A 22,937-nucleotide genomic window follows, 5' to 3' on the forward strand; every position below is an offset into this window, starting at 1 on the left:
ATCAGCGGAGAGTTAGGGATTCGAACCCCAGGAACCTTTCACAGTTCAACAGTTTTCAAGACTGCCGCAATCGACCACTCTGCCAACTCTCCGGGGACAAAAGTACAAATCCGGGGCGAATTGCCAAATTTGAATTTCACTTTTTTTTATTTAATTAAATAATCTATATAAACTATTGATTAATAATAAGTTAATTTTTTGACTGGTCGGTTTTTTTTGCCCGAAAAGTGTTAAATCTGGGTTTTACAATACGGATTGTGCGCTTGGAAAGCTCTACGGACGCGTTTAATTCGAACCCGATTATCAAAATTAATGAGTTTATATACATCCAGATCATCACAACGATGAGCGTACCTATCGAGCCGTAAACTTTATTGTACGACGAGAAATTGTTGATATAATAGGAAAAGCCCAGTGAGGTTAAAACTGCCAGTGCCGTAGCCAGTATGGAGCCAGGATTAATAAAATTCCATTTCTTTTTATGTGCAGGAGCGTAACGGTATAAGCACCCTATGGTTACAAAAATGATCACCACAATAATCACCCATCTGAACAGCATCACAGGGTAAACCCAAAAATGATTTTCAGACGCCACATGCGATTGAATGAACCTGATAATGGATTGACCCAGGATGAGTATGGAAATGGCCAGTAATAACGCGAAACTTATAGCTACGGTAATTCCTGTGGCTACCAGGCGCCTTTTAAGCCAGCTCCGTTTATCCTCAATTAATGAGGATTTATTAAAGGCTTTCATGAGATTGATAACGCCATTCGTAGCAAAATACAAGGTTGTCAGGAAACCGAAGGAAAGGAGCTTGCCGTTTTGATTACTTACGATATCGAAAAGGGTTTCTCTGAACGCCATATAGGCATTTGTAGGCATTACAGAGGCCAGCACCATCATAAGGTTGCCTTTAAAATGTTTTATGGGCACGTAGGGGATAAGCGTGAACAAAAAAATAGTAGCCGGAAAAACGGCGAGCATAAAGCTATAGGCTAAAGCATATGCCCGGTTAATAAGCGAGTTATTGGTGATCTCTTTTACAAAAAAGTCTATAACTGTATAAAGAGGCAATGGCCTGAAACCCGGAATAATGACAGACTTCGTCCACTCGATGATGTACCTGTAAAACGTAAACCGGATTAAAAAGCGGTGCAGCCATTTCATTTACACCAAATTTACTTAAAAAAGGGCATTAATCTATCGGTAAAATCCTGCGGTGGCAGGCATGGGCGACTGTTTTTCATGTTAATGAATACGAGCAGCGTTTCGCCGGTATTAATAAGTTCACCTTTTGGGTTTGTAAGTTCGTACCTGAAATGGATGCGGATGCCTGGCAGCTTATCCATGATCACCCTGATGCTGATTTCCTCGTCATATAAAGCCGGCTTCAGGTATTTGCAATGAAGCTCGAGCACAGGCATCATAATGCCCGATTCTTCCATGCCTTTATAAGTAAGGCCAAGACTGCGAAGCATCTCCACGCGGCCTACTTCATAAAATTCGGCGTAGTTACCGTAATACATATAGCCCATCTGGTCGGTTTCGCCATAGCGCACCCGTATTTTAGTAGTGTGCTCAAACATTACCTTCGGATGTTACGATCATTAAGGGCTTGCTGAAATTTATGCGCATTAACCAAATGGTCCGCCACGTTGGTGGCAAAGGCATGGTAGCCGGAAAAATCAGCTTTGGCGCACATATAAATATAGTCGCTCTTTTGATAGTTTAACACTGCTTTCACCGCATTAACCGATGGCATCATGATAGGCCCCGGAGGTAAACCTGTATGCAGGTAAGTATTATATGGCGAGTTATATGAAAGGTAGCGGGTAAGCACACGTTTTATAGTAAAATCGTTCAGCGCGAAGATCACGGTAGGGTCGGCCTCCAGTTTCATTCCTTTTTTAAGACGATTAAGGTATAAACCTGCTACGGCGGGCATTTCATCATCATGCAGCGCTTCAGCATCAACTATTGATGCCAGGACAGATACTTCCTGAGGGGTTAAGTTTATTGCAGCAGCCAGTTGTTTACGTTCAGGTGTCCAAAAAGCCTGATAGTGGTCGTACATTCGTTTAAAGAACTTTTCCGGGCTCGTATTCCAGTACATCTGGTATGAGTCGGGCATGATCACGGTATAAACGTTATCGGTAGTAAAACCATATTTACTTACAAAACTCGCCGAATCAAGCAGCCGAATAATCGCCATTGAATCCGGTTCAATCTTTTTCGAGATAAATCCCGCAAACTGTTCTTTAAGTCGCAATCCGTGAAATTCAACTTTAACAGGCTCTTGTGTACCTGAGGCCAGCATATTGATGAGCTTGCGGTTCCCCATGCCTTCATGCAGGCGATATTTACCTGGTTTTACACGGGTAATATAATTCATATTACGGGCAGCCCAGCCAAATGAAGCAGTATCTTTCACAATGCCCTCATCTTGTATTGTTTTAAAAACATCGCCAAATGTTGCGCCGGTGTGAATGTATAAGTACTCCTGTTTATCCGTAACGTTAGGTCCAAAGTATTTGAGGTAATAATTGAAACCTGTAAAGCCTAAAAGCACAATGATAATGATTACCAGCGCTATAATAATTTTTTTCAGCATGCCTGATCCTTGTTTTTCCGCGGTCATGATATTGAATAGATGGTGTTTGTTGTATTTATTTTAATTTTTGAACGGCAACTAATCCGCCGCTTAAATTACGCACGTTGTTATAGCCATGCCGCTCCAATATATTTTGTGCAGTTTCGCTCCTTAAACCAACTTTGCACATAACGATTATCTCATCTGTTTTGTTGTAGCTTAAACGGTTAAGTGTATTCTCTAAATTTGACAGCGGAATATTTTCGCCTCCTATATTGTAGGTATGATATTCAATAACCTCGCGCACGTCAATCAAATTAAGGCTTTCACCTTTATTTAAACGTTCAAACAGCTCGGTAGCTTTAATTTGCCGGTGGAGCTGCATCTGTTTTTGTGCCTTGTGAAACAGTTAGGTTAATACGCGTACCAATACTTGTTTTGCTTAACGAATCGGTTTTCATTGGGTATTGCGAAACAACAACCACGTTGGTCGAGTCGGCAATAGTACCCTGATAGGTAATGGTGCCTACAGTCAGCCCCGCACCTTTGATAGCAAAACGGGCGGCATCAAGGTCAAGGTTCACCAGTTCAGGTATCTCTACCTCACTCGCGCCTTCGCCATCGCCTAACACCAAATCTATTTTTGATCCTTTAGGTAGCTTAGTTCCCGGTTTTATGACCTGTCCGCCAAAGCGTACTTCCAGGATCCTGTCGCGGGCAATGTCTGAACGATAGGTGGTGTCACCCACTTTTAAACCGTAATTTAATATGGTAGCAATGGCTTCGCGGTAGTTGCTTTGTTCAAGATCGGGCAGGCTTACAGGTGGTGCCTGCAAAGTTACCATAGTAAGGTAAATAACCCGGTTTTCCTTAACGTTGGTTCCCGGATCGGGATCCTGCTCAACAATGGTGCCTGGTGCTACATCCTGTACGTACACAGAGTCTATTTTATAGCCAAATCCCTGCTCCTTTAAAATATCCATGGCCTTATCAATAGTAAGGCCTTTAAGTTTTGGTACAGGTATGCCCGATCCATGACGGGTGTAATAACCAAGACTGAAAAATGCTATTAAAACAACGGCTACCACGGTCACAATAGCCATCAATAAGTTATTCCGAAATGATTTTGATTTTAAGTAAGCCCCAAATTTGCTCATCAGTATATGTAAGGGTAAACCTTTTAATTAAGTATCAAACATAGGAATTATTTTGTTAGTCGTAAAGTTTTAAGTTGTCCGTAAGTCGGGAAAGTCCGTAAGTCGGGAAGTTAATTTCTGACTTGTTTTATTGGCAAGATCTCAAGAAAAAATTATGACCACATCATCTAATTACTAAATTTGAGGCAGCTTCCGACTTACGGACTTTCAGACTCAATTATGAAAAATATTGCCCTTTTGGCCGGAGGTTTTACCGGCGAATATGAAGTATCCCTTAACAGCGCAAAAAATATCGCAGCTAACCTGGCGTCAAACAGCAACTATAAAGTTTATACTATATTAATTACCCGCGACAGGTGGTTTTTTGAAGCAGATGACGCGACAGTCGATGTTGACAAGAATGATTTTACCATCACCCTTAACCAGGAAAAAATAAAGTTCGACTTTGCCTTCATCACCATTCATGGCAGCCCCGGCGAGGATGGAAAGCTGCAGGGCTATTTTGATATGCTTGGCATCCCTTATAATACCTGCGACGCTACAACATCGGCCATTACCATGAACAAGGCTTATACCAAAGCTATCGTGCACGGGATCCATGGCTTGCATACCGCACATTCCATGCGTTTATTTGAGCGCGATGTGCATGACGTTGCCACAATAGCAGCTAATTTGAAATTTCCGTTGTTTGTTAAACCTAATAATGGTGGCAGCAGCGTGGGTATGAGCAAGGTTCAAAACATAGCCGGCCTGCCGGAAGCATTGAACAGGGCATTTCAGGAAGATGCCCAGGTGTTAGTAGAAGAATTTATTAAAGGCCGCGAGTTCAGCATTGGTATAGCACGCCTGCACGGTAAAATAAAGGTATTGCCTGCTACAGAAATTATAACCTCAAAAGATTTTTTTGATTACGAGGCGAAATATACTTCTGGTGTAACACAAGAAATAACTCCCGCCGACCTTTCGGCTGAAAAGGTTAAAGAAATTGCCGGCATAGTTACCGAGGTGTATACCCGCCTCAACTGCCGCGGCATGGCCAGGATCGACTTTATTTTGCTTGAAGGCAGTAATGATTTTTATTTTATTGAGATCAACACCACACCCGGTCAGTCGGCCGCCAGTTTGATTCCGCAACAGGTAAGGGCAGCCGGTATGGACGTTGGCGAGTTTTACAGTGCGCTGATTGAAGGAGCTTCTTTATAGGATTTTGGAATTGGGATTTTCAATTTCGGATTTATTTAGATAATTACTTTTAGAGACGCTTTACAGGCGTCTCTTTTTGTGTAACAACAGATTCATTTTGTTATCAAATTAACGATGCTGCAATTTCAAAACTTCAAAAAATTATACGGTAGTTACCCTGCTTTAAAAATTGACAGCCTCAAGCTTGAAAGCGGCATTTACTGGATAAAAGGAGTAAACGGGTCGGGTAAAAGTACCTTCCTAAAATCCATTGCCGGTATATTGGCATTTGATGGAGACATCTTGCTTGATGAAAACATCAGTATAAAAAAACAACCGGTAGCTTACCGCAAGCTCGTAAATTTTGCCGAAGCCGAGCCTGTGTTTCCGGATTTTTTAACAGGGTTTGAAATGATAAGGCTGTTTGCTGATGCTAAAGACGCACCGGCCAGACAGGAGGAAGGTTATATTAAAAGCATGGGCATGCAAAGTTTTGTAGACCGCCCCGTAGGTACTTATAGTAGCGGTATGATGAAAAAACTCTCGTTGCTGTTGGCTTTTTTAGGTAATCCCAAACTGATCCTGCTCGACGAACCTTTGATCACTATTGATACGGTCTCGTTGGCAATATTAAATACCTGGATAAGGGAGCGGCAGGAGCAACAGGGAACCAGTTTTTTATTATCGTCGCACCAAATATTGGAGAATGGCTCACTACCTGTATCGGGCGAGCTTTTAGTAGAAGATCAAACCTTAAAGGTTATCAGCTGATGAAGCCGCTAACTAACGTATTGTTAAAAATATTTGCCCGCGGTTTTTTCCGGGTACATGCGGGAATCCTGTTGTTTGTGTTTTTAGCGATGGTTGGTATTGTACCACCTCAATACTTAATAGGCTATCACAAAGCACTGATGCTGGCTATGGACAGCAGTTCGGTTGTAATGATCCTGGTGTTTATAAGCTGGTTTATTTATGCCGTTAAAAGCTGGCATTACGTATCCGGGCAAATCTTTGCCCCCAGTCAACATTTTTTATTTTATAGCAGCAATGCCCTGAACAAAGGGAAACAAATAATAAGCTGGTTTTGGGTACAGGCTGCTATATTATCGCCGGTAATATTGTACGCACTCATCGCTGTGGGGGTGGGTTTTTCCAATAAGTATTATTTATTTCCGGTTTGCATTTTACTGTATTTAATCGCCTTAACTTATTTAAGTGCAGTTATTTATACAAAGCAAATTAACGGACTTGTTGATGGCAATGATCAATCTATATTATTAAAACTAAGCAGCAAATGGCGTAAACCTTATTTCAGCCTTTACGTTTACCACCTGTTTGATAAGCGTAAGGTTCCATACCTCATTACCAAGGCGCTTTCCTGGCTTATCATCACCGGGGTGTTTTACGTGTTTGCTGATGTTAAAACTGATGTCCGTGTTGCTGGTATAGCAATCCTTGCTGTTATAACGGCACATATTGTATTGATATTTGAGGAAAGGAAATTTGAAGAGAACGGCCTTGGCTTTTCCCGCAATTTGCCCTATAGCAAGCCGCAGCTGTTTCTGAATTTTATAGGCGTTTATTTTCTTTTGCTCATCCCCGAAAGTATCTGGCTGTTCAGCAGGTTTAGCCCGTTGATGGCTGTTGAACTGCTGCTTGTTGGCTTAAGCACCGCGATGCTGTTTCATTGCCTGCTTTACTGGTTTGGCCTTAATATGGATAAGTACCTGCAATGGATCCTGGGGTTATTTATTGTATTGTTCTGGATCATTATGTTCAAGCTGCTTTGGGTGTTGGTTCCTTTAAACTTTGGTATTGCTTACTGGCTGTTTTACAGTAACTATTACAAGTTTGAGGGCGTGATAAGCGATAAGTTGTAACCTTTTAAAGCTGCGCTTTCACCATCCTGTCCCTACCGCTCATGTCTTTTCTTAACTCAATGTTTTTAAATCCCTTACCAGTTAATAGCTCAACAGTTTCATTGCCTAAATTTTCATTGATCTCGAAGAAAAGCAAGCCGCCGGCAATCAAATTACAAAGTGAAAAATCGGCTATGGCCCGGTAAAATATCAGCGGATCATGTTCTGGTACAAACAAAGCAGTATGTGGCTCAAAATCTGTAACATTACTATGCATCTGCTTTTTATCATCAAGCGTAACATAAGGAGGGTTGCTTACAATGATATTATATTGAGCCTCTTCTTTATTATGCTCAATATTTAAAATATCAGCCAGAATAAAATTAACCTCAACTTCATTTAACAAAGCATTTTCCTTGGCGGTTTCCAAAGCTCCTTCGGATATATCTATCGCAGAAACATCCGCATTTGCCAAATTCTTTTTCAGGCTGATGGCGATACACCCACTACCGGTACCTATATCCAGCACAGAAAACCTTTCACCTTTTGCCTTTAACCTTTCGCCTTCTAAAATCCATTCCACCAGTTCCTCAGTTTCCGGGCGTGGGATCAGCACATATGGGTTTACTTTAAATCGCAAGCCAAAAAACTCGGTGACACCAAAGATGTATTGAATAGGTTTGCCTGTTTTTAGTTCGGCAAGGATGTTTTTCGCCCGTTCCGACTGTTCAGCAGTTAACGCTCTTTCGGGGAATGCCTTAACAGATGCCCTTGATAAACCGGTAACTTCGGCAATAACAAACAGCGTAATAGCTTCGGTTTCAACAGCATCATAAATGCCATTTATCTGCTGCCTGTAATCTTCAAAAACATCCTTAATTGTAATCATGCAACAAAGTAACATAAAAGCTACTTTTGCAGCATGCTTGAACATGAAAAATATATGCGCCGTTGTTTGGAGCTTGCTCAATTGGGTGCAGGATACGTTAGCCCGAACCCTATGGTTGGCGCGGTAGTAGTTCACGATGGCGAAATAATAGGAGAGGGCTATCACCAGAAATATGGCCAGGCCCATGCCGAGGTTAATGCTATTGCGCAGGTTACTGCTAAGTTTAATAACCATGCCGAGTTACTCAAAGCTTCGGTGATATATGTTTCATTAGAGCCCTGTGCACACTATGGCAAAACACCACCTTGTGCCGATCTCATCATCAAACATCAGATCCCTGAAGTAGTAGTAGGCTGCCGCGACCCTTTCGCCCAGGTTGACGGAAAAGGCATCGAAAAGCTGCAGGTGGCAGGGATTGATGTAATAACCGGTGTACTTGAGCAAGAATGTCAATGGCTTAACCGCCGTTTTTTTACCAAAGTACAAAAGCACAGGCCATATATTATATTAAAATGGGCACAAACCCAGGATGGCTTTTTTGCTCCGGCAGATGGCAGGCAGTTTTGGATCACGGGGCCCGAATCGCGCAAACTGGTACACAAATGGCGCAGTGAAGAAGATGCTATACTGGTTGGCAAAAACACGGTATTAAGTGACAACCCACAATTAAACACCCGTTACTGGGATGGCCCGTCGCCTAAGCGTGTGGTGATTGACCGCCGGCTGGAATTGAATAAAGGGTTGAACATATTTGATCAATCTGCAGAAACGTTGATATTTAACGAGGTTAAGTTTGATGTTGACGGTAAAAACAGGTATATAGCACTTGAAGATTTTGAACGCTTTGTGCCGCAATACATTTTGTACCAATTATACCTTCAGGATATCCAATCTGTTATTATTGAAGGCGGTGCTAAAACACTTGAATCATTTATTGAAGCCGGCCTTTGGGACGAAGCCAGGGTATTTACCGGTAATAAAGTTTTAGGGAAAGGTATAAAAGCACCGCAAATAACAAGTATACTTGCCGATGAATATCCTGTAGGCGCCGATCGCCTCCATTTGTTATACAATAAGCCGGTTATATAAATGCTGTTCGTTTTTTTAAGTATTTGCTGTAGTGTTATCGTTTCCATTTTGCTGAAACTGGCAAAACGCTACCATGTGGACGTTTACCAGGCCATTACCTGGAACTACTCTATGGCTATTTTGCTTACCTGGTTCTTTTTTAAACCACAGCTGAGTATTATTCAAAACGGGCCTGTTTATAATTACGTGGCTTTGGGGATTCTGTTCCCGGCAATATTTGTAATCATGGCAACGTCGGTGCGCAAGGCCGGTATCGTTCGTACAGACGTGGCACAACGCTTATCCCTGTTTATCCCCATACTGGCAGCATTTGTTTTATTTGGCGAAGCCACCGGTATGGTAAAAGCCATCGGCATTATACTGGCTTTCATTGCTATCATCTGCTCTATACCCTGGCAAAAATCGGCAGGTAACAAAGTTGAAAAGGGCTCATGGATTTACCTGTTAATTGTTTTCCTCGGTTTTGGCGTAATTGATGTATTGCTAAAACAGCTTACCAAGGTCAATAATGTACCTTTTACCACAGCCATTTTTGTCATCTTTATTATTGCGTTTATATTAACCCTTGCTGGTTTGATTTACCAGGTATCCACAAAAAAAATGAAATTTTCATTGCCGCATATCCTCATAGGCTGGGTATTAGGGATAGCCAATTTTGGCAATATCCTTTTTTACTTAAAGGCGCACCAGGCGCTGGCGAACAGCCCTTCGGCAGTGTTTTCGTCGGTAAATATTGGCGTTATTGTGGTTGGTACGCTGGTTGGCATCTTTGTATTTAAAGAGAAGCTGAGCCTGCTTAATAAAATCGGCATAGCTATAGCGGTGCTGGCTATTATCATTATTTATTTCCCGCAAACATTGGGCTTCCTGTACCTGTAATATTTTTGAATGCTTTTTGACGATACTTATAAAACCATAGAAAACCCTGCCGAAGGTGTTTTTCGCGACCGCGGCAGCAAGTTCCTGGCCTATGCTTATCCCATCAGTTCTGAAAATGACATCAAGGCAATAGTTGCCCGGTTAAAATCAGAACATCCCAAAGCCAATCACCATTGCTGGGCTATGCGTTTAACCATCGACCGCTCGGTGTTCAGGGTTAATGATGACGGTGAGCCTTCAGGTACTGCAGGCAGACCAATCCTGAATACACTGCTGTCAAAAGATCTTACCAATCTCCTGGTTGTAGTAGTTCGATATTTCGGCGGCACGTTATTAGGGGTTCCGGGTTTGATTAATGCTTATAAAGCGGCTACCGAAGATGCCTTAAACCAATCGGTTATCATTTCAAAAACAGTAAATGACGTATACACTATCTCATTTGATTATTTGCAAATGAATGATGTGATGCGTATTATTAAGGAAGAGAACCTTATTATACTTGATCAGCTATTTGACAACGACTGCAGCATCCAGCTTTCTATTCGTAAAACGCAGGTTGAGCAGGCACTTTTTAAATTAAACAAGGTAAGCGGTGCACTGGCCAAATACAACCACAGCATCTAACTATTCCATTACTTTACCTGCTTCGGGCACTGTTTTTGTGCCGATTTAATTCCTTAATTGTGACGTAATTGTCTTAATTTAGTCGGGTATGCAATCTTTTGATTTAGATAAAACCGACCTGCTCCGCATTAAAACTGCGCTCGAAGCCGATGATGCTGAGTTAGAGAATGTTCTGAAGGAATATCACGCCTCGGAGATTGCTATACTATTTGAAAAACTTCAGCAGGAAGAAAAAGAAAGGATCATCAATATCCTCCCGGCCGACGTTGCTTCGGAAGTTTTATCCGAAATGGACGAAGAGCATGGCCCTGCCGAACTGCTTGTAAACCTCGATCCCGAAAAACGTACGGAGATAGTTGAAGAGCTTGACTATGATGATGCTACCGACATCATTTCCCAGTTGGATGAAGAACACCAGGAAGAGATCTTAGAAGACCTCGATCATGAAGATGCCAGCAGCATCCGGGCATTGATGACCTATGCCGAAGATACTGCCGGTGGTTTGATGAACTCCGAGATTATCAAGGTAAACATCAACTTGGATAAAAAGGATGCGCTTGATGAGATCATCCGACAATCGGAAGAGATGGAAGAGTTTTATACCATCTGCGTAGTTGATAATGACGACATACTGAAAGGGATTCTCTCCATTAAAACAGTTATCAAAGCCCGCGCCGATGCCCGCATCAGCGATTTGGTAACTACCGATTTTGTTTATGTAAAAGCCGAGCTTGACCAGGAAGAGGTAGCCCGCCTCATCAAGCAATATAACCTCACCAGTATCCCGGTTGTTGATGATCACATGAAACTGCTCGGACGCGTTACGGTGGATGATATTATCGACGTAATGGAAGAGGAAAACACCGAGGACATCTTGAAGATCTCCGGTGTATCTGAAGATGAAGAATTGAGCGGTAACTGGCTGGAGGCAGTAAAAAGCCGTTTGCCATGGCTGGTGATCAACCTGGGCACAGCATTCCTTGCTGCATCCATTATCCGAACATTTGATTCGACAGTTGCCAAGCTTTCCATTATCTCGGCTTATATGACTATTATAGCAGGTATGGGTGGCAATGCCGCCACACAGGCATTGGCGGTAACTGTAAGGCGTATTTCGTTAAGCGATCTTTCCGATAAACAAGCCTATAACACCGTATTAAAAGAGTTTTTAGTAGGCCTGATCAACGGTGCCGCCAATGGGCTCATCGTGTTTATAGTAGCGTTCTTTTACGATGCCAATCCGCTGCTTGGCCTGGTATTGTTCTTAGCCATGACAGGCAACCTGATCATAGCAGGCTTAACAGGCGCTTCCATCCCGTTGATATTGAAAAGGGTAGGGATTGACCCCGCAGTAGCATCATCCATCATCATCACCACTTTTACCGATTGTATAGGGTTTTTACTACCGCTGTGGTTAGCTACCAAGCTTTTATTGAAGTAGTATATCCGCTGGTTGTCCCTGTCCCACGGCAATTTATAAGCAGTTAGCGTGGACACGAACCCCGGAAGGGCTAAGCTGCCAAATATTTAAAACCTTGTTATATAGTAAGTTTCTTTTTGAGGGCTGTCAAAATGTTATATTTATAAATAATCTTTGAATATTTGCGTGTTTACAATAACTTAATAACATTGTTGGGACGAATTTAATCTGAAACTGATGACAGAAGTTAGACATAACTGGACTAAAGAAGAGATAGCCGAAATATACCATACACCATTGCTTGATCTTGTATACAAGGCCGCTACAATCCACCGCGAGAATAAAGATTATGCAGAAGTGCAAATCAGTTCTTTGATCTCGATAAAAACAGGCGGATGTTCTGAAGATTGTGCTTACTGCCCGCAGGCTGCCCGTTATAATACGGGTGTAAATGTACATGCCATAATGCCGAAAGATGAAGTAATTGCTGCTGCCGAAAAGGCAAAAGCCGGAGGTGCATCACGTTTGTGTATGGGGGCGGCCTGGCGCGAGGTTCGTGATAACCGCGATTTTGATAAGGTAATTGATATGGTTAAAGCGGTGAACAGCCTTGATATGGAAGTGTGCTGTACCCTTGGCATGCTTACAGAAAGCCAGGCGCAACGTTTGGCCGATGCCGGTTTATATGCCTACAATCATAATCTTGATACATCCGAAGAAGATTACAAACGGATCATCACCACCCGTACCTATGATGAGCGTCTTAAAACGCTTGAACATGTGCGCAAAGCGAAGATCACTGTATGCAGCGGCGGCATCATTGGCCTGGGTGAAACGGTGGAGGACAGGGTATCCATGCTCAAAACATTGTCGAACCTGCCCAAACACCCCGAATCAGTGCCTATTAATGCTTTAGTTCCGGTAGCAGGAACTCCTTTAGCCGATCAGCCCCGTGTTTCTGTTTGGGATATGGTTAGGATGGTGGCCACAACAAGGATCATTATGCCTAAAACCGTAGTGCGTTTATCTGCCGGTCGTACGGAGATGAGTACGGTTGAACAGGCTTTCTGTTTTATGGCAGGAGCTAATTCAATTTTTGCCGGCGAAAAGCTGCTTACCACGCCAAACCCATCATTTGATACCGATATGGCTATGTTTGAATTGCTTGGTTTATCGCCGCGTAAAGCTTTCAAAAATGGCCGGCCTAATGAAGTTAATAAAGAAGAAGTTGAAGTTGCGGGCTAATAGCGCTTTCAGATAAAACAAAAGGAGCCGTAGCAAAATGCATGGCTCCTTTTGTTTTAATAGAATCTCTTAAATTCTTATCAGAGATTTCTATCAGTCTCTCATGTTGATGTATTGTAATGGCTGGCCAAAATCCTCCGCACGGCAAAGGCTGATAACCGATTGCAGGTCATCAATCTTTTTACCTTGCACCCGCACTTGATCGTCCATGATGGAGGCTTGCACTTTAAGGCCGCTATCTTTAATTTTCTTTACTATCTTTTTAGCAGCTTCTTTATCTATACCTTCCCTGATCTTGATTTCCTTGCGGATCATGTTGCCAGATGCATATTGTTCTTTGCCAAAATCCAGCGCTTTTGGATCAAGATGTTGTTTAACCATCCGGCTTATGATGCTGTCTTGTATGGCTTTAAGGCGCATATCGTTTTCAGTAACTATGGTAACCTGGTTTGTTTTTTTATCAAGGTCAATAGTGCTTTTTGAATCGTTAAAGTCGTACCGGTTCAGGATCTCTTTTTTGGCGGTATTTATCGCGTTATCAAGCGTTTGCCCGTCTATTTTACTAACTATATCAAATGTTGGCATAAGTAGTGTATTGGTTATAAATGTTTTGCAAAACTAATGTATTGTTAACATACAGCGCAATATTGCAACAAATTGTTTAATTTCTGCAATAAATAATGATGAATGAAAACAGGTTAATTCCTCATGAGTTAATATTAAGTTAACAAATAAATAAGCAGATTTGTAACATCTGGCTGTAAAGCGAGAAATTTTTATGGATAAACAGGTTCCCTTAATTAACAGAGAGATAAGCTGGCTATATTTTAACGATAGGGTTTTGCAGGAAGCGGCCGACCCAACCGTTCCCCTGATAGACCGGATTAGGTTCTTAGCTATATTTTCATCTAACCTCGACGAGTTTTACAGGGTGAGGGTTGCCACACTAAGCCGTTTAGCTGCACTTAATGAAAAATCGAAAGAGATACTTGGTTATAACCCTAAAAAGATCCTTAACCAGATCAAGAATATTGTAGTAAGGCAGGAACGTAAATTCAATAACCTGTACGAAAACATCATTGTTAAACAACTGGCCGAAGAAAAGATCTTTATCCTTAATGATAAACAGCTTAACGTAACCCGTGGTACCTTCGTTAAAAATTATTTCAGGGAAAAGCTGCTGGCTACATTGGTGCCGATCATGCTCAATGATACCTTACCGCTGCCTGAGCTTAGGGACAGGGCCGTTTACTTTTTTGTAAAGCTTACCACCAATAAAAAAACGAGGTTTGCCCTTATTGAGTTCCCGGATAACCTTTCGCGTTTTGTTAAACTGCCCGATACCAATAACCTGAAGTTCATTATTTTGCTTGATGATATTATCAGGTACAGTTTGGAGGATATCTTTTTCATTTTTGAACATGATAGTATTGAGGCTTACTCTATCCAGCTTACCCGCGACGCGGAACTTGACCTGGATAAAGAGGTGAGTGAAAAATTTGTCGACTCACTGGCCAAGAGCCTTCAAAAGCGCAAAAAAGGTAAGCCGATGCGTTTGCTGTATGACTCAGAGATGCCTATGGATATGCTGAAATACCTGGTAGGCAAAATGGGCCTGCATGGCGAAAGCCTTATCCCGGGTAACAGGTACCATAATTTTAAAAATTTTATTGCGTTCCCCAACGTTGGCGGCCCGGAGCTTGAGTATAGCAAATATATAGCACTGCCTGTGGCCGACCTTTCATTCGGTAAAAGCCTTATAGGGCTCATTGCTAAAAAGGATTACCTGGTAAGTACACCTTATCAATCGTATGATTACGTGATCCATTTTTTGCGCGAGGCCGCTATAGACCCTAAGGTAAAAGAGATCAGTATTGCTGTATATCGTTTGGCCGAAAACTCAAGAGTGGTCCATGCTTTAATAAATGCCGCTAAAAACGGCAAAAAGGTAAACTGCCTTGTAGAGTTAAGGGCCCGCTTTGATGAGCAAAACAATATTCACTGGAGTAACAGGCTTGAAGAGGAAGGTGTAACAGTATTGTACGGTGTACCCGGTTATAAGGTGCATTCGAAAATATGTTTGGTTAGCCGTACCGAAAAAGGTAAGCTGGCTTATTATGCCTGCCTTTCAACCGGTAATTTTAATGAAAAAACAGCGCAGATCTATGCCGATCATACCTTGTTTACAGCTAATAAAAAAATCACCGATGACCTGGTAAATGTTTTTAAAGCAATTAATAAGGGATTATTGCCTAAGGGGCTCAAAAGCCTCATCGTGTCGCCAATTGACTCGCGGCCTGCCATTTACAGGCTAATAGATAACGAGATCAAAAACGCCAGAGCCGGCAAACAGGCATATATGATTCTGAAGATGAACAGCCTGGCCGATGAGGAAATGATCAGCAAGCTTTACCAGGCCAGTAATGCGGGCGTGAAAATTAAGATGATCATCAGGGGGATGTGCTGCTTAATTGCCGGGGTGAAAGGCTATAGCGAAAATATAGAGGTGATTAGTATTGTAGATAAATATCTTGAGCACGCGCGGGTGCACATTTATTGCAATGGCGGCAAGGAGCTGATCTATCTTACATCGGCCGATTTCATGACCCGAAATATTGATAACCGTGTTGAAGTTGGCTTCCCGATATATGACGAAAAGCTGCAGCAGGAGATAAGGGATATTATTGATATCCAGCTTGAGGATAACACCAAAGCCCGTGAGATCAACAGCCAGAACACCAACAAATACCACAAAACAAACTCGCCCGAAAGCCACCGGGCGCAAATTGAAATATATAATTATTTAAAAAATAAAACGAAATAACATTGAGATACGCCGCCATTGATATAGGTTCAAACGCCGTGAGGCTGTTAATTGCCGACATAATTCAAAACACCGGATCGGTGTCGTTCAAAAAAAATACCCTGATCCGTGTTCCGTTGCGTTTGGGAGACGATGCTTTTATACAGCAGCATATATCTGAGAAAAAAACGACAGAGCTGGTTAAATCAATGGTTGCTTTTCGTAACCTGATGGATGTATATAAGGTTACCGATTATTTAGCCTGTGCAACTTCGGCCATGCGCGAAGCTAAAAACGGGGAAGATGTTGTGAAGCTGATTAAGGATGAGGCTAATATCGATATTGAAATTGTACATGGATCTAAAGAAGCCAGTATCATTTATGCCAGTCATGCCGAGCAAAATATTGATAAAAGCAAAAACTACCTTTATATTGATGTAGGCGGCGGCAGTACAGAGCTTTCGCTGTTTTCGGCAGGGGAGCTGATCGTTTCGCGTTCGTTTAACATTGGCACCATCCGCATTCTGGATAATCAGGACACTGAAGAAACCTGGAACGAAATGAAGGATTTTGTGCGCGACAATACCCGTAACTTTAAGCAATTATCAGGCATAGGTACCGGCGGCAACATTAATAAACTGTTCAGGCTATCCGAAGAAAAAGAAGATATGCCGCTAACTTTTGCTAAACTAAGATCATTATATACCTACCTGAGCTCGTTTTCATTAAAAGACAGGATCAACGTGCTTGGCCTAAACCAGGATAGGGCCGATGTAATTATTCCAGCCTGTGAAATTTACCTTACGGTAATGAAAAATGCTAACATCAAAAATATATATGTACCCAGGGTAGGTATGGTTGATGGAATTATCCAAACTTTAATAGAAAAAAATATTCAATAAACAGGTTAAAATTATTTTAACAAATTGTTTAATAATTTAAAAAGTGTTATTATATTTGTAGTGCCCTCTCAAGGGCATGTTTTTCATAGGTAGATGTAGGGTCGGGTACAAGTTATTCGACCCTTTTTTGTGCCCCTAACTTTTTGTGTGTTTGGGTTGTTGAAGGAGTAATTATGAAGAAAAAGATAGTTGTTGCTATTACGGGCGCCAGTGGTTCAATATATGCCAGTCTGCTGCTAAAAAAACTAACCCAATTACAGGATCAAATTGCCGAAGTGGGCGTTGTTATGTCAGATAATGCCAAAGATGTTTGGAAGTTTGAACTCGACAACGAAGAATACAGCCGGTTCCCTTTTAAATTTTACGCTAAAAATGATTTCATGGCACCCTTCGCTTCGGGTTCGGCAAAGTTTGATACCATGATAATTGTTCCATGCTCTATGGGGACGCTTGGAAGGATAGCAGGAGGGATCTCTGACGACCTGATCACCCGTGCGGCCGACGTGATCCTTAAAGAGCGCCGTAAACTGGTATTGGTAGCCCGTGACACGCCGCTCAACCTGATCCATATACGAAACATGGCGACTGTTACGGAAGCAGGTGGGATCATATGTCCGGCGATTCCATCATATTACAGCAAGCCCCAAACTATAGAAGAGCTGGCTATGACAGTAGTAAACCGGGTTATTGATTTAATAGGGCTGGAAAGTAAAAGCTATGAGTGGAAGGGGATCTGAATTCCACATCGTTTCGGTTAAGTAATTGCGGTTACGTGTCGTTTTAATTACCCGAAATATATCCGAACTTTAACGGGTAGCCCGTCTAATGGAAAAATACAAAGGTATTTCTATTCTCACTGCAAATTCTTATGCGGTTATAAAGTTTATTAGGTAGCCTTATCAAAAGGGGGCGGCCCTATTACGGGGTATAAAGCCGCATTAGAAAGTAAGGCGGTTTTTATTTATTGTTAAGCAGCTTTATTATAACTCCGGCATTAATAACTCTGCCGTCCAACGGCGCGTAAATATTTTTGAACACGGGATTAGAAACGGATCCAGTATAAATCGTTCCCCATTTACTTTGTCGTTGATCAGTAAGATTCTCGGCATTAATGAAAATAATAAAGTGCTTCCACATCTTTTGCACAAGCAGTCCAAAAGTCCAATAATCACGACCTGTTGTACCACTGTCCAATATTTGTGAACCTGTATAAAATCCCTCAACGCCTGCCCTGAAACTGTTTTCCACTTCGTAGGTCAGGTCTGCGTTTAACTGGTGTTTGGGTGTTAATGTCTGAGCACTGCTTAACCCGTTAAAATGGCGTTGTACATCTGTATAGGTATAACCAAGGTAAATCCCTAACTCATCCATCAGCAGCTTAATATTGGTTTCGGCCCCTTTGCTGATCAGGTAACCCGGAGCGTTTATAAAGGCATTGTTTTGTAATATCAATGGGTCATTCACTTTGGTGAGGAAGAATAGGTGATTAACCTGCAAAAAAGCATCGCCTACTGCGCCTTTATAATTTACATCTGCGTTGGCACCGGCCGAACGTTCGGCTTTGGTTGCGCCAATATTTAATGGCTGCAAATACCGATAGCCCTGTTCTTCGGCATCGTCATTAAAAATATCCGGCATCTTATAGCCCAGGCCGCCGCCTACGCGACTGCTCCAATGTTCATCGAGCGTAAATAGCGTGTTAACGCGTGGCAACAGGAATAACCCGTTTGAGCTTGCAGATGACGGCGAGTTTTCGTCAAGCCGAATGCCACTTTCTACAGCTAACCATTTTGTGGGTTTGAAGGTATTTTGAGCAAAAACTCCGTAAGTGTTGCGGCTATAGCTCAGATCTACACTTCTGTCTGGTTGCGACAAATGATCCGTCCAAATATCCGCACCGGCTACCCAGCTTGCAATTTTGCCATTACGGACATAGTTAGCTTCGGTATAAGATGATAATTGATCGCCCTTAAATAGAAACTGCGGCTCACCGATTGTCCTGTAAAAGTAGCCAATCGTATTTTTAAAGTTCAGTTGGTTGTTCGAGTCAAGCTTATGCGTGTAGGAAAACTGCGTGGAAAGACGGTCGCTTAGGTTACGCTCGAAATATTGGTGCTGATTATCGGCATGGCCGTTGATGACCTGCATATCGCCACCTAAACGATCTTCGTGCATGAGGTTAACACCAAACCAAAGTTGGTCGCGGTTGCCTGGCTTTAAGAATACTTTTGGCGCAAGCGTGAAGCGATTGGTTTTAGGCACCGCCGAAAACCCGGTATTACCCGGATCGTAAGCACCATTATAGTTATACGAACTAAAAATTGTTGTTCCTGCGTGTGTCCATTGCTGGCTGTAAAAACCGCTGGCATCGGTGCCTTTGGCTGAATTCTGGTTAAGCAGAAGGGTCAATTCGGGCTTAGCCCCAGGCGTTTTGGTGATCAGGTTAACTAAACCGGCAATAGCCCCACCACCATAAAGTGTCGATGCCGAACCTTTAATAATCTCGGCCTGCTTCAGGTTAAGCGGCGAAACCTGCACCAAGCTTAACCCACCCGAAAAACCATCGTATATTGGCAATCCGTCCTGTAATAACTGCGTATAACGGCTATCCAGCCCCTGGATGCGGAAACTCGCTGTGCCGCTTACCGCCGAAGCCGCTTGTACGTGTACACCCGTGATCTCCCCTAGCAGCATTTTGATATCGCCGGGGCGCATGGTGCTTTTTTCGTCCAGTTCCTCAGCAGGCAATGCTTCGATACGGGTGGGCACATCACTGCGGTTCTGATTGGTGCGGTTGGTTTGCACCACCACCTCTGCCAATTCACCTGCCATCGGCTCCAGGTAAACTTCTATAACGGGCTCAATATTTTTGAGTGGCAACACGAAAGTTTTTTCCTGCGGCAGATAACCCACCATACTGAATTTGATCTCGTATTTGCCGGTGGGCAGGTTGAACTGAATGTGCCCGCTGCTATCCGCAGCAGCGCCTCTTTTTAATTCGTTGATATAAGCCGTAACACCGGCTATGGACTGTTTGGTTTGGTCATCTTTGACCAAAATAGATAAAGTATGCTGTGCACGTGCGGCCACTGAAGCCAGCAGCACAGCGCCTAAAAGTAAATAGCGCATGAAATAGCTTAAAACGTAAAAATTGATGATTAAGAAAATGAGGGTTTTCTTACGCTAAAGGCGGACGAAATAAAGAAGGATGGTAATAGCTCAAAGCACCGGAGCTATGATGTAACGAAGCTGGGGTGATGAAATCTAGTGATACAGGTTCAGCCAAAAACGGGCTAACCGGTTGAATAATGGCCGCAAAGGATGGCGTGCCCTGGAATTGCAGCGTACCGGGTTTTGATGGCTGATCATGCTGGTTATGGTTTAACAGGTCTTTACCGTTTAGCAGATAATCTCCGATGAAATCCAGCACACCTTTTTCGTCCGGTGTGACCACCTTTTCATAAGCCTGATACATACGCGGCAATTCGTTAAGCAGCGAGAAATCACCCAATGGCAAAGCAATGCTGCCAAAGAGCAAATACCCGATCGTCCAAAAAGCCGCGATTCTTTTGAGCATGAGCGTAAATTAACTAATAAATTCTGTAGGAAAACTGAAAAACCGTAAGCCAGGCCAATCCGGCTTACAGTTCAATATAATTGACAATACAATTGTAAGCGGCAGCTTTGAACGGTGAGTGGTCATGATACAAATGCTATTATGAGATCAACCTGAAATTATTACGTAGCGTTCTGGTACCAAACCTCATGGTACTTGTATTATATCGTAAAGCAATATAGTTACTTATGCATACATATTGCTTTAATACGAACATTATTATAAATCATTGCGATTATAACCGCTAAAATTAAATCCTTATGAAAAAACTTTTTATAGCTTGTTGGCTGTTCATTTTTGTTGCGCATAATGTTTTTGCACAAAAAGAGCTGTCCCGCAATGAACGTATGAAATGGTGGCGGGAGGCTCGTTTCGGCATGTTTATACATTGGGGCGATTATGCCGGGCTGGCCGGTATGTATAAAGGATACGAGATAGGGCACGGTGGTGAATGGATCATGAACAGGGGCAAGATTCCGATAGCCGAGTACCAGCAGTTTGCAAAAAAATTTAACCCCGTAAAATACAACCCGGATGCCTGGGTAAAACTGGCCAAGGAAGCCGGTATGAAGTATATTGTAATTACAGCTAAACACCACGACGGCTTTGCCATGTTTAAATCAAATGCCAGCAAATGGAATATTGCAGATGCCACCTCTTATGGTAAGGATGTTTTAAAGCCCTTAGCGGCGGCGTGCAAAAAGTATGGCATTAAATTAGGGTTTTACTATTCGCAAGCACAAGACTGGAATAACCCGGGTGGTGCGGCAGCGCGTAAATTAAGCAGCGAAGGTTGGCCGAACCCCGACTCAGCCAAGATTGATGCTTATACCCTTGAACATAATGGCCATTGGGATCCTGCTCAAACTTCGGCAACAATGGCTGATTATATTGATCGGGTTGCTGTTCCGCAGGTAAAAGAGCTGTTAACCAATTATGGTGATATCGCCGTATTTTGGTGGGATACACCTACAAACATGACTGATGAGTTTGCCCAAAAATTGCATGACCTGTTAAAATTACAGCCCAACATTATCACTAACGACCGGCTTAAGCGTCCAAACTTCGCGGGTGATTACAAAACACCAGAGCAAAAAATACCCAACCTGAGCGAGGTTGATGGAAAAGATTGGGAAACCTGCATGACTATGAATGGTACCTGGGGGTATAAAAGCTATGATCATAAATGGAAAACTCCTGAAACGTTAATTCACAACCTCATTGATATTGCATCAAAAGGGGGTAATTACCTGTTAAATATTGGCCCCAATGCCGAAGGCGAATTTCCGCAGGAAAGTATAACCACCTTGAGAAAGATGGGTGAATGGATGAAGGTAAACAGCGAAGCAATATACGCTACCCAGTCAAGTCCACTTCAGCCCTTAAGCTGGGGCAGATGTACCCTTAAACCAAACGTCAAAAATACCACCTTGTATTTCTCTGTGTTTAACTGGCCTTCCGACGGAAAGCTGGTTATTCCCGGTCTCAAAAATGAAGTTTTAAGCGCTAAAATGCTGGCCGGGAATACAGCATTAAAAGCTGCGCTATCAAGTGAAGGCCTGATTATAAATGTCCCCGATAAAGCCGGGGATAGCATTGCTACCGTAATAAAGGTAGAAGTAAAAGGGGAGATAAGCAGGCAGGCTGCTAACCCAACCGGTACAATGAAAACAGGTGCGCTTGATTAACAATTGAAACAAGGATCAACTATGTTTTTAAAAAAATCTTTGATTATCGGATTGCTATTTACGAGCAACCTGCTTAAAGCACAGGTTGTTTTAAAAGCAGACGGAAGTGACGATGCATATCAGCAAATATCTCGTGTATTGGGTGGCGATGCCTGTGAAGTTCCTGATTGTGCCCATCATGTTAAACATATTACAGAAGCGTTTGATAAGCATTTAGGTGAATATGTTTTTGTTTTTCACAGCCATGCTAAAGAAGATAATGATCGCTGCCGGAATTACGACAGGGTGCGGGTAGAAATCAAAACATATGGCCCATCCGCAGCTAAATTAAAGGGAGAGCGGGGTGAAACGGTTATTTACAAATGGAAGTTTAAAATAGACAGCGGCTTTAAAGCACAACCAACGTTTACCCATATCCACCAGATAAAAGCGGGTGATGGAGATGCCGGAGCTCCCATTATAACTTTTACACCCCGGTTTGGTGAGCCTGATAAGTTTGAAATAATTCATACAGGTTCGGCAAAAGGAACTTCGCAAGGGGTTTTAGCCGGCGTTAACCTGGTCGATTTTAAAGGCAACTGGGTTGAAGTGACAGAGACGCTTCATTATGATAGCGTTGGAACTTACAATGTTGAGATCAAACGGATTGCAGATAATAAGGTACTGCTCAGCTATGTCAATACCAATATTGACCTGTGGCGAAAAGAGACTTCATTTTGCAGGCCGAAATGGGGCGTATACCGGAGCTTGAAAAGCCCTGCTTACATTAGGGACGAAGATGTAATGTTTGCCGACATTTTTATCGGGGAACAAAACTGATAGTTTTTTAACACGTAGTTTTTAGAGCACTTTAAGCTTATGCATGTATGGCTTTTTAAATTATCAAAGAGTTGATACCAGGATTAAAGTCAAACTTATAATATGAATAATTTTATACGGATTTTTTTTTTAGTTCTTTTTTGCCGTTCGGCAATTGTAAACGCGCAAACT

Annotated in this window: 22 protein-coding genes and 1 tRNA gene; 13 read left to right on the forward strand and 10 right to left on the reverse strand. The window is 42.4% G+C overall.

From position 1 onward, the window contains the following. Window positions 1-5 precede the first annotated feature (5 nt). The 6 genes from FHW88_RS28835 to FHW88_RS28860 all read right to left on the reverse strand — a co-directional run bounded on the left by FHW88_RS28835 (window position 6) and on the right by FHW88_RS28860 (window position 3,751). Window positions 6-92: transfer RNA gene (locus tag FHW88_RS28835), tRNA-Ser, on the reverse strand. Between the two features lie 98 nt (window positions 93-190). Further along, a complete protein-coding gene (locus FHW88_RS28840) occupies window positions 191-1,171 on the reverse strand; it encodes a YihY/virulence factor BrkB family protein (protein WP_090525923.1) in 981 nt (326 codons plus the stop codon). 11 nt (window positions 1,172-1,182) lie between these two features. Then, the gene (locus tag FHW88_RS28845; RefSeq protein ID WP_090525922.1) at window positions 1,183-1,590 is read right to left on the reverse strand and encodes an acyl-CoA thioesterase; all 408 of its coding nucleotides are present in this window, start codon (window positions 1,588-1,590) and stop codon (window positions 1,183-1,185) included. Then, window positions 1,590-2,642, reverse strand: coding sequence for an endolytic transglycosylase MltG (gene mltG / locus FHW88_RS28850; protein WP_176628957.1), 1,053 nt, complete (start codon window positions 2,640-2,642; stop codon window positions 1,590-1,592). The genes FHW88_RS28845 and mltG overlap by 1 nt, the downstream gene beginning before the upstream one ends. A 28-nt stretch (window positions 2,643-2,670) precedes the next feature. Then, the gene (locus tag FHW88_RS28855) at window positions 2,671-2,979 is read right to left on the reverse strand and encodes a rhodanese-like domain-containing protein (RefSeq protein ID WP_176628958.1); all 309 of its coding nucleotides are present in this window, start codon (window positions 2,977-2,979) and stop codon (window positions 2,671-2,673) included. Beyond that, window positions 2,957-3,751 carry a PASTA domain-containing protein gene (locus tag FHW88_RS28860; protein ID WP_176628959.1) on the reverse strand — a complete coding sequence of 265 codons (795 nt, stop codon included), beginning with the start codon at window positions 3,749-3,751 and terminating at the stop codon, window positions 2,957-2,959. The genes FHW88_RS28855 and FHW88_RS28860 overlap by 23 nt, the downstream gene beginning before the upstream one ends. A gap of 219 nt (window positions 3,752-3,970) precedes the next feature. On the opposite strand from FHW88_RS28860, the gene FHW88_RS28865 reads away from it, so the two are divergent. The 3 genes from FHW88_RS28865 to FHW88_RS28875 all read left to right on the forward strand — a co-directional run bounded on the left by FHW88_RS28865 (window position 3,971) and on the right by FHW88_RS28875 (window position 6,813). Then, complete coding sequence (locus FHW88_RS28865) at window positions 3,971-4,954, forward strand: D-alanine--D-alanine ligase (RefSeq protein WP_176628960.1); 984 nt, start codon at window positions 3,971-3,973, stop codon at window positions 4,952-4,954. A 114-nt stretch (window positions 4,955-5,068) separates the two neighbouring features. Next, a complete protein-coding gene (locus FHW88_RS28870) occupies window positions 5,069-5,704 on the forward strand; it encodes an ABC transporter ATP-binding protein (protein ID WP_176628961.1) in 636 nt (211 codons plus the stop codon). Continuing rightward, the gene (locus tag FHW88_RS28875) at window positions 5,704-6,813 is read left to right on the forward strand and encodes a hypothetical protein (RefSeq protein WP_176628962.1); all 1,110 of its coding nucleotides are present in this window, start codon (window positions 5,704-5,706) and stop codon (window positions 6,811-6,813) included. The genes FHW88_RS28870 and FHW88_RS28875 overlap by 1 nt, the downstream gene beginning before the upstream one ends. Before the next feature lie 4 nt (window positions 6,814-6,817). Here the strand turns inward: FHW88_RS28875 and prmC are convergent, their stop codons facing one another. After that, window positions 6,818-7,681 (reverse strand): peptide chain release factor N(5)-glutamine methyltransferase, encoded by an 864-nt coding sequence (gene prmC, locus FHW88_RS28880; RefSeq protein ID WP_218117330.1) that lies wholly within the window; start codon window positions 7,679-7,681, stop codon window positions 6,818-6,820. 33 nt (window positions 7,682-7,714) lie between these two features. Here prmC and ribD point away from each other — a divergent pair, with 33 nt between their 5' ends. From ribD to bioB, 5 genes are all read left to right on the forward strand, one after another. Beyond that, window positions 7,715-8,770: a bifunctional diaminohydroxyphosphoribosylaminopyrimidine deaminase/5-amino-6-(5-phosphoribosylamino)uracil reductase RibD gene (gene ribD / locus FHW88_RS28885; protein ID WP_176628963.1), complete on the forward strand. Its 1,056-nt coding sequence runs from the start codon at window positions 7,715-7,717 to the stop codon at window positions 8,768-8,770. Next, complete coding sequence (locus tag FHW88_RS28890) at window positions 8,771-9,649, forward strand: EamA family transporter (protein ID WP_176628964.1); 879 nt, start codon at window positions 8,771-8,773, stop codon at window positions 9,647-9,649. Between the two features lie 9 nt (window positions 9,650-9,658). Beyond that, the gene (locus FHW88_RS28895; RefSeq protein ID WP_176628965.1) at window positions 9,659-10,273 is read left to right on the forward strand and encodes an IMPACT family protein; all 615 of its coding nucleotides are present in this window, start codon (window positions 9,659-9,661) and stop codon (window positions 10,271-10,273) included. An 88-nt stretch (window positions 10,274-10,361) separates the two neighbouring features. Then, entirely contained in the window at window positions 10,362-11,714 is a 1,353-nt protein-coding gene (gene mgtE, locus FHW88_RS28900; RefSeq protein WP_176628966.1) for a magnesium transporter, read from the forward strand. A 216-nt stretch (window positions 11,715-11,930) separates the two neighbouring features. After that, window positions 11,931-12,938 carry a biotin synthase BioB gene (gene bioB, locus FHW88_RS28905; protein WP_090525910.1) on the forward strand — a complete coding sequence of 336 codons (1,008 nt, stop codon included), beginning with the start codon at window positions 11,931-11,933 and terminating at the stop codon, window positions 12,936-12,938. 93 nt (window positions 12,939-13,031) lie between these two features. Here bioB and FHW88_RS28910 read toward each other — a convergent pair whose 3' ends face one another. Continuing rightward, window positions 13,032-13,523 carry a YajQ family cyclic di-GMP-binding protein gene (locus FHW88_RS28910; RefSeq protein WP_090525909.1) on the reverse strand — a complete coding sequence of 164 codons (492 nt, stop codon included), beginning with the start codon at window positions 13,521-13,523 and terminating at the stop codon, window positions 13,032-13,034. Window positions 13,524-13,716: 193 nt separating this feature from the next. Here FHW88_RS28910 and ppk1 point away from each other — a divergent pair, with 193 nt between their 5' ends. The 3 genes from ppk1 to FHW88_RS28925 all read left to right on the forward strand — a co-directional run bounded on the left by ppk1 (window position 13,717) and on the right by FHW88_RS28925 (window position 17,380). Next, window positions 13,717-15,762 (forward strand): polyphosphate kinase 1, encoded by a 2,046-nt coding sequence (ppk1, locus tag FHW88_RS28915; RefSeq protein ID WP_176628967.1) that lies wholly within the window; start codon window positions 13,717-13,719, stop codon window positions 15,760-15,762. 2 nt (window positions 15,763-15,764) lie between these two features. Next, a complete protein-coding gene (locus tag FHW88_RS28920) occupies window positions 15,765-16,643 on the forward strand; it encodes an ethanolamine ammonia-lyase reactivating factor EutA (RefSeq protein WP_090525907.1) in 879 nt (292 codons plus the stop codon). Window positions 16,644-16,816: 173 nt separating this feature from the next. Beyond that, window positions 16,817-17,380, forward strand: a complete 564-nt coding sequence (locus tag FHW88_RS28925; protein ID WP_176628968.1) for a UbiX family flavin prenyltransferase — start codon at window positions 16,817-16,819, stop codon at window positions 17,378-17,380. Window positions 17,381-17,600: 220 nt separating this feature from the next. Here FHW88_RS28925 and FHW88_RS28930 read toward each other — a convergent pair whose 3' ends face one another. Beyond that, window positions 17,601-19,772: a TonB-dependent receptor gene (locus FHW88_RS28930; protein ID WP_176628969.1), complete on the reverse strand. Its 2,172-nt coding sequence runs from the start codon at window positions 19,770-19,772 to the stop codon at window positions 17,601-17,603. 49 nt (window positions 19,773-19,821) lie between these two features. Then, entirely contained in the window at window positions 19,822-20,220 is a 399-nt protein-coding gene (locus tag FHW88_RS28935) for a hypothetical protein (protein WP_176628970.1), read from the reverse strand. A gap of 299 nt (window positions 20,221-20,519) precedes the next feature. Here FHW88_RS28935 and FHW88_RS28940 point away from each other — a divergent pair, with 299 nt between their 5' ends. Continuing rightward, window positions 20,520-21,947: an alpha-L-fucosidase gene (locus FHW88_RS28940; protein WP_176628971.1), complete on the forward strand. Its 1,428-nt coding sequence runs from the start codon at window positions 20,520-20,522 to the stop codon at window positions 21,945-21,947. A 21-nt stretch (window positions 21,948-21,968) separates the two neighbouring features. Then, window positions 21,969-22,766: a hypothetical protein gene (locus tag FHW88_RS28945; RefSeq protein WP_176628972.1), complete on the forward strand. Its 798-nt coding sequence runs from the start codon at window positions 21,969-21,971 to the stop codon at window positions 22,764-22,766. The last annotated feature ends 171 nt before the right edge of the window (window positions 22,767-22,937 follow it).

This window comes from Mucilaginibacter sp. SG538B (genome assembly GCF_013376065.1).
Lineage (GTDB): Bacteria > Bacteroidota > Bacteroidia > Sphingobacteriales > Sphingobacteriaceae > Mucilaginibacter > Mucilaginibacter rubeus.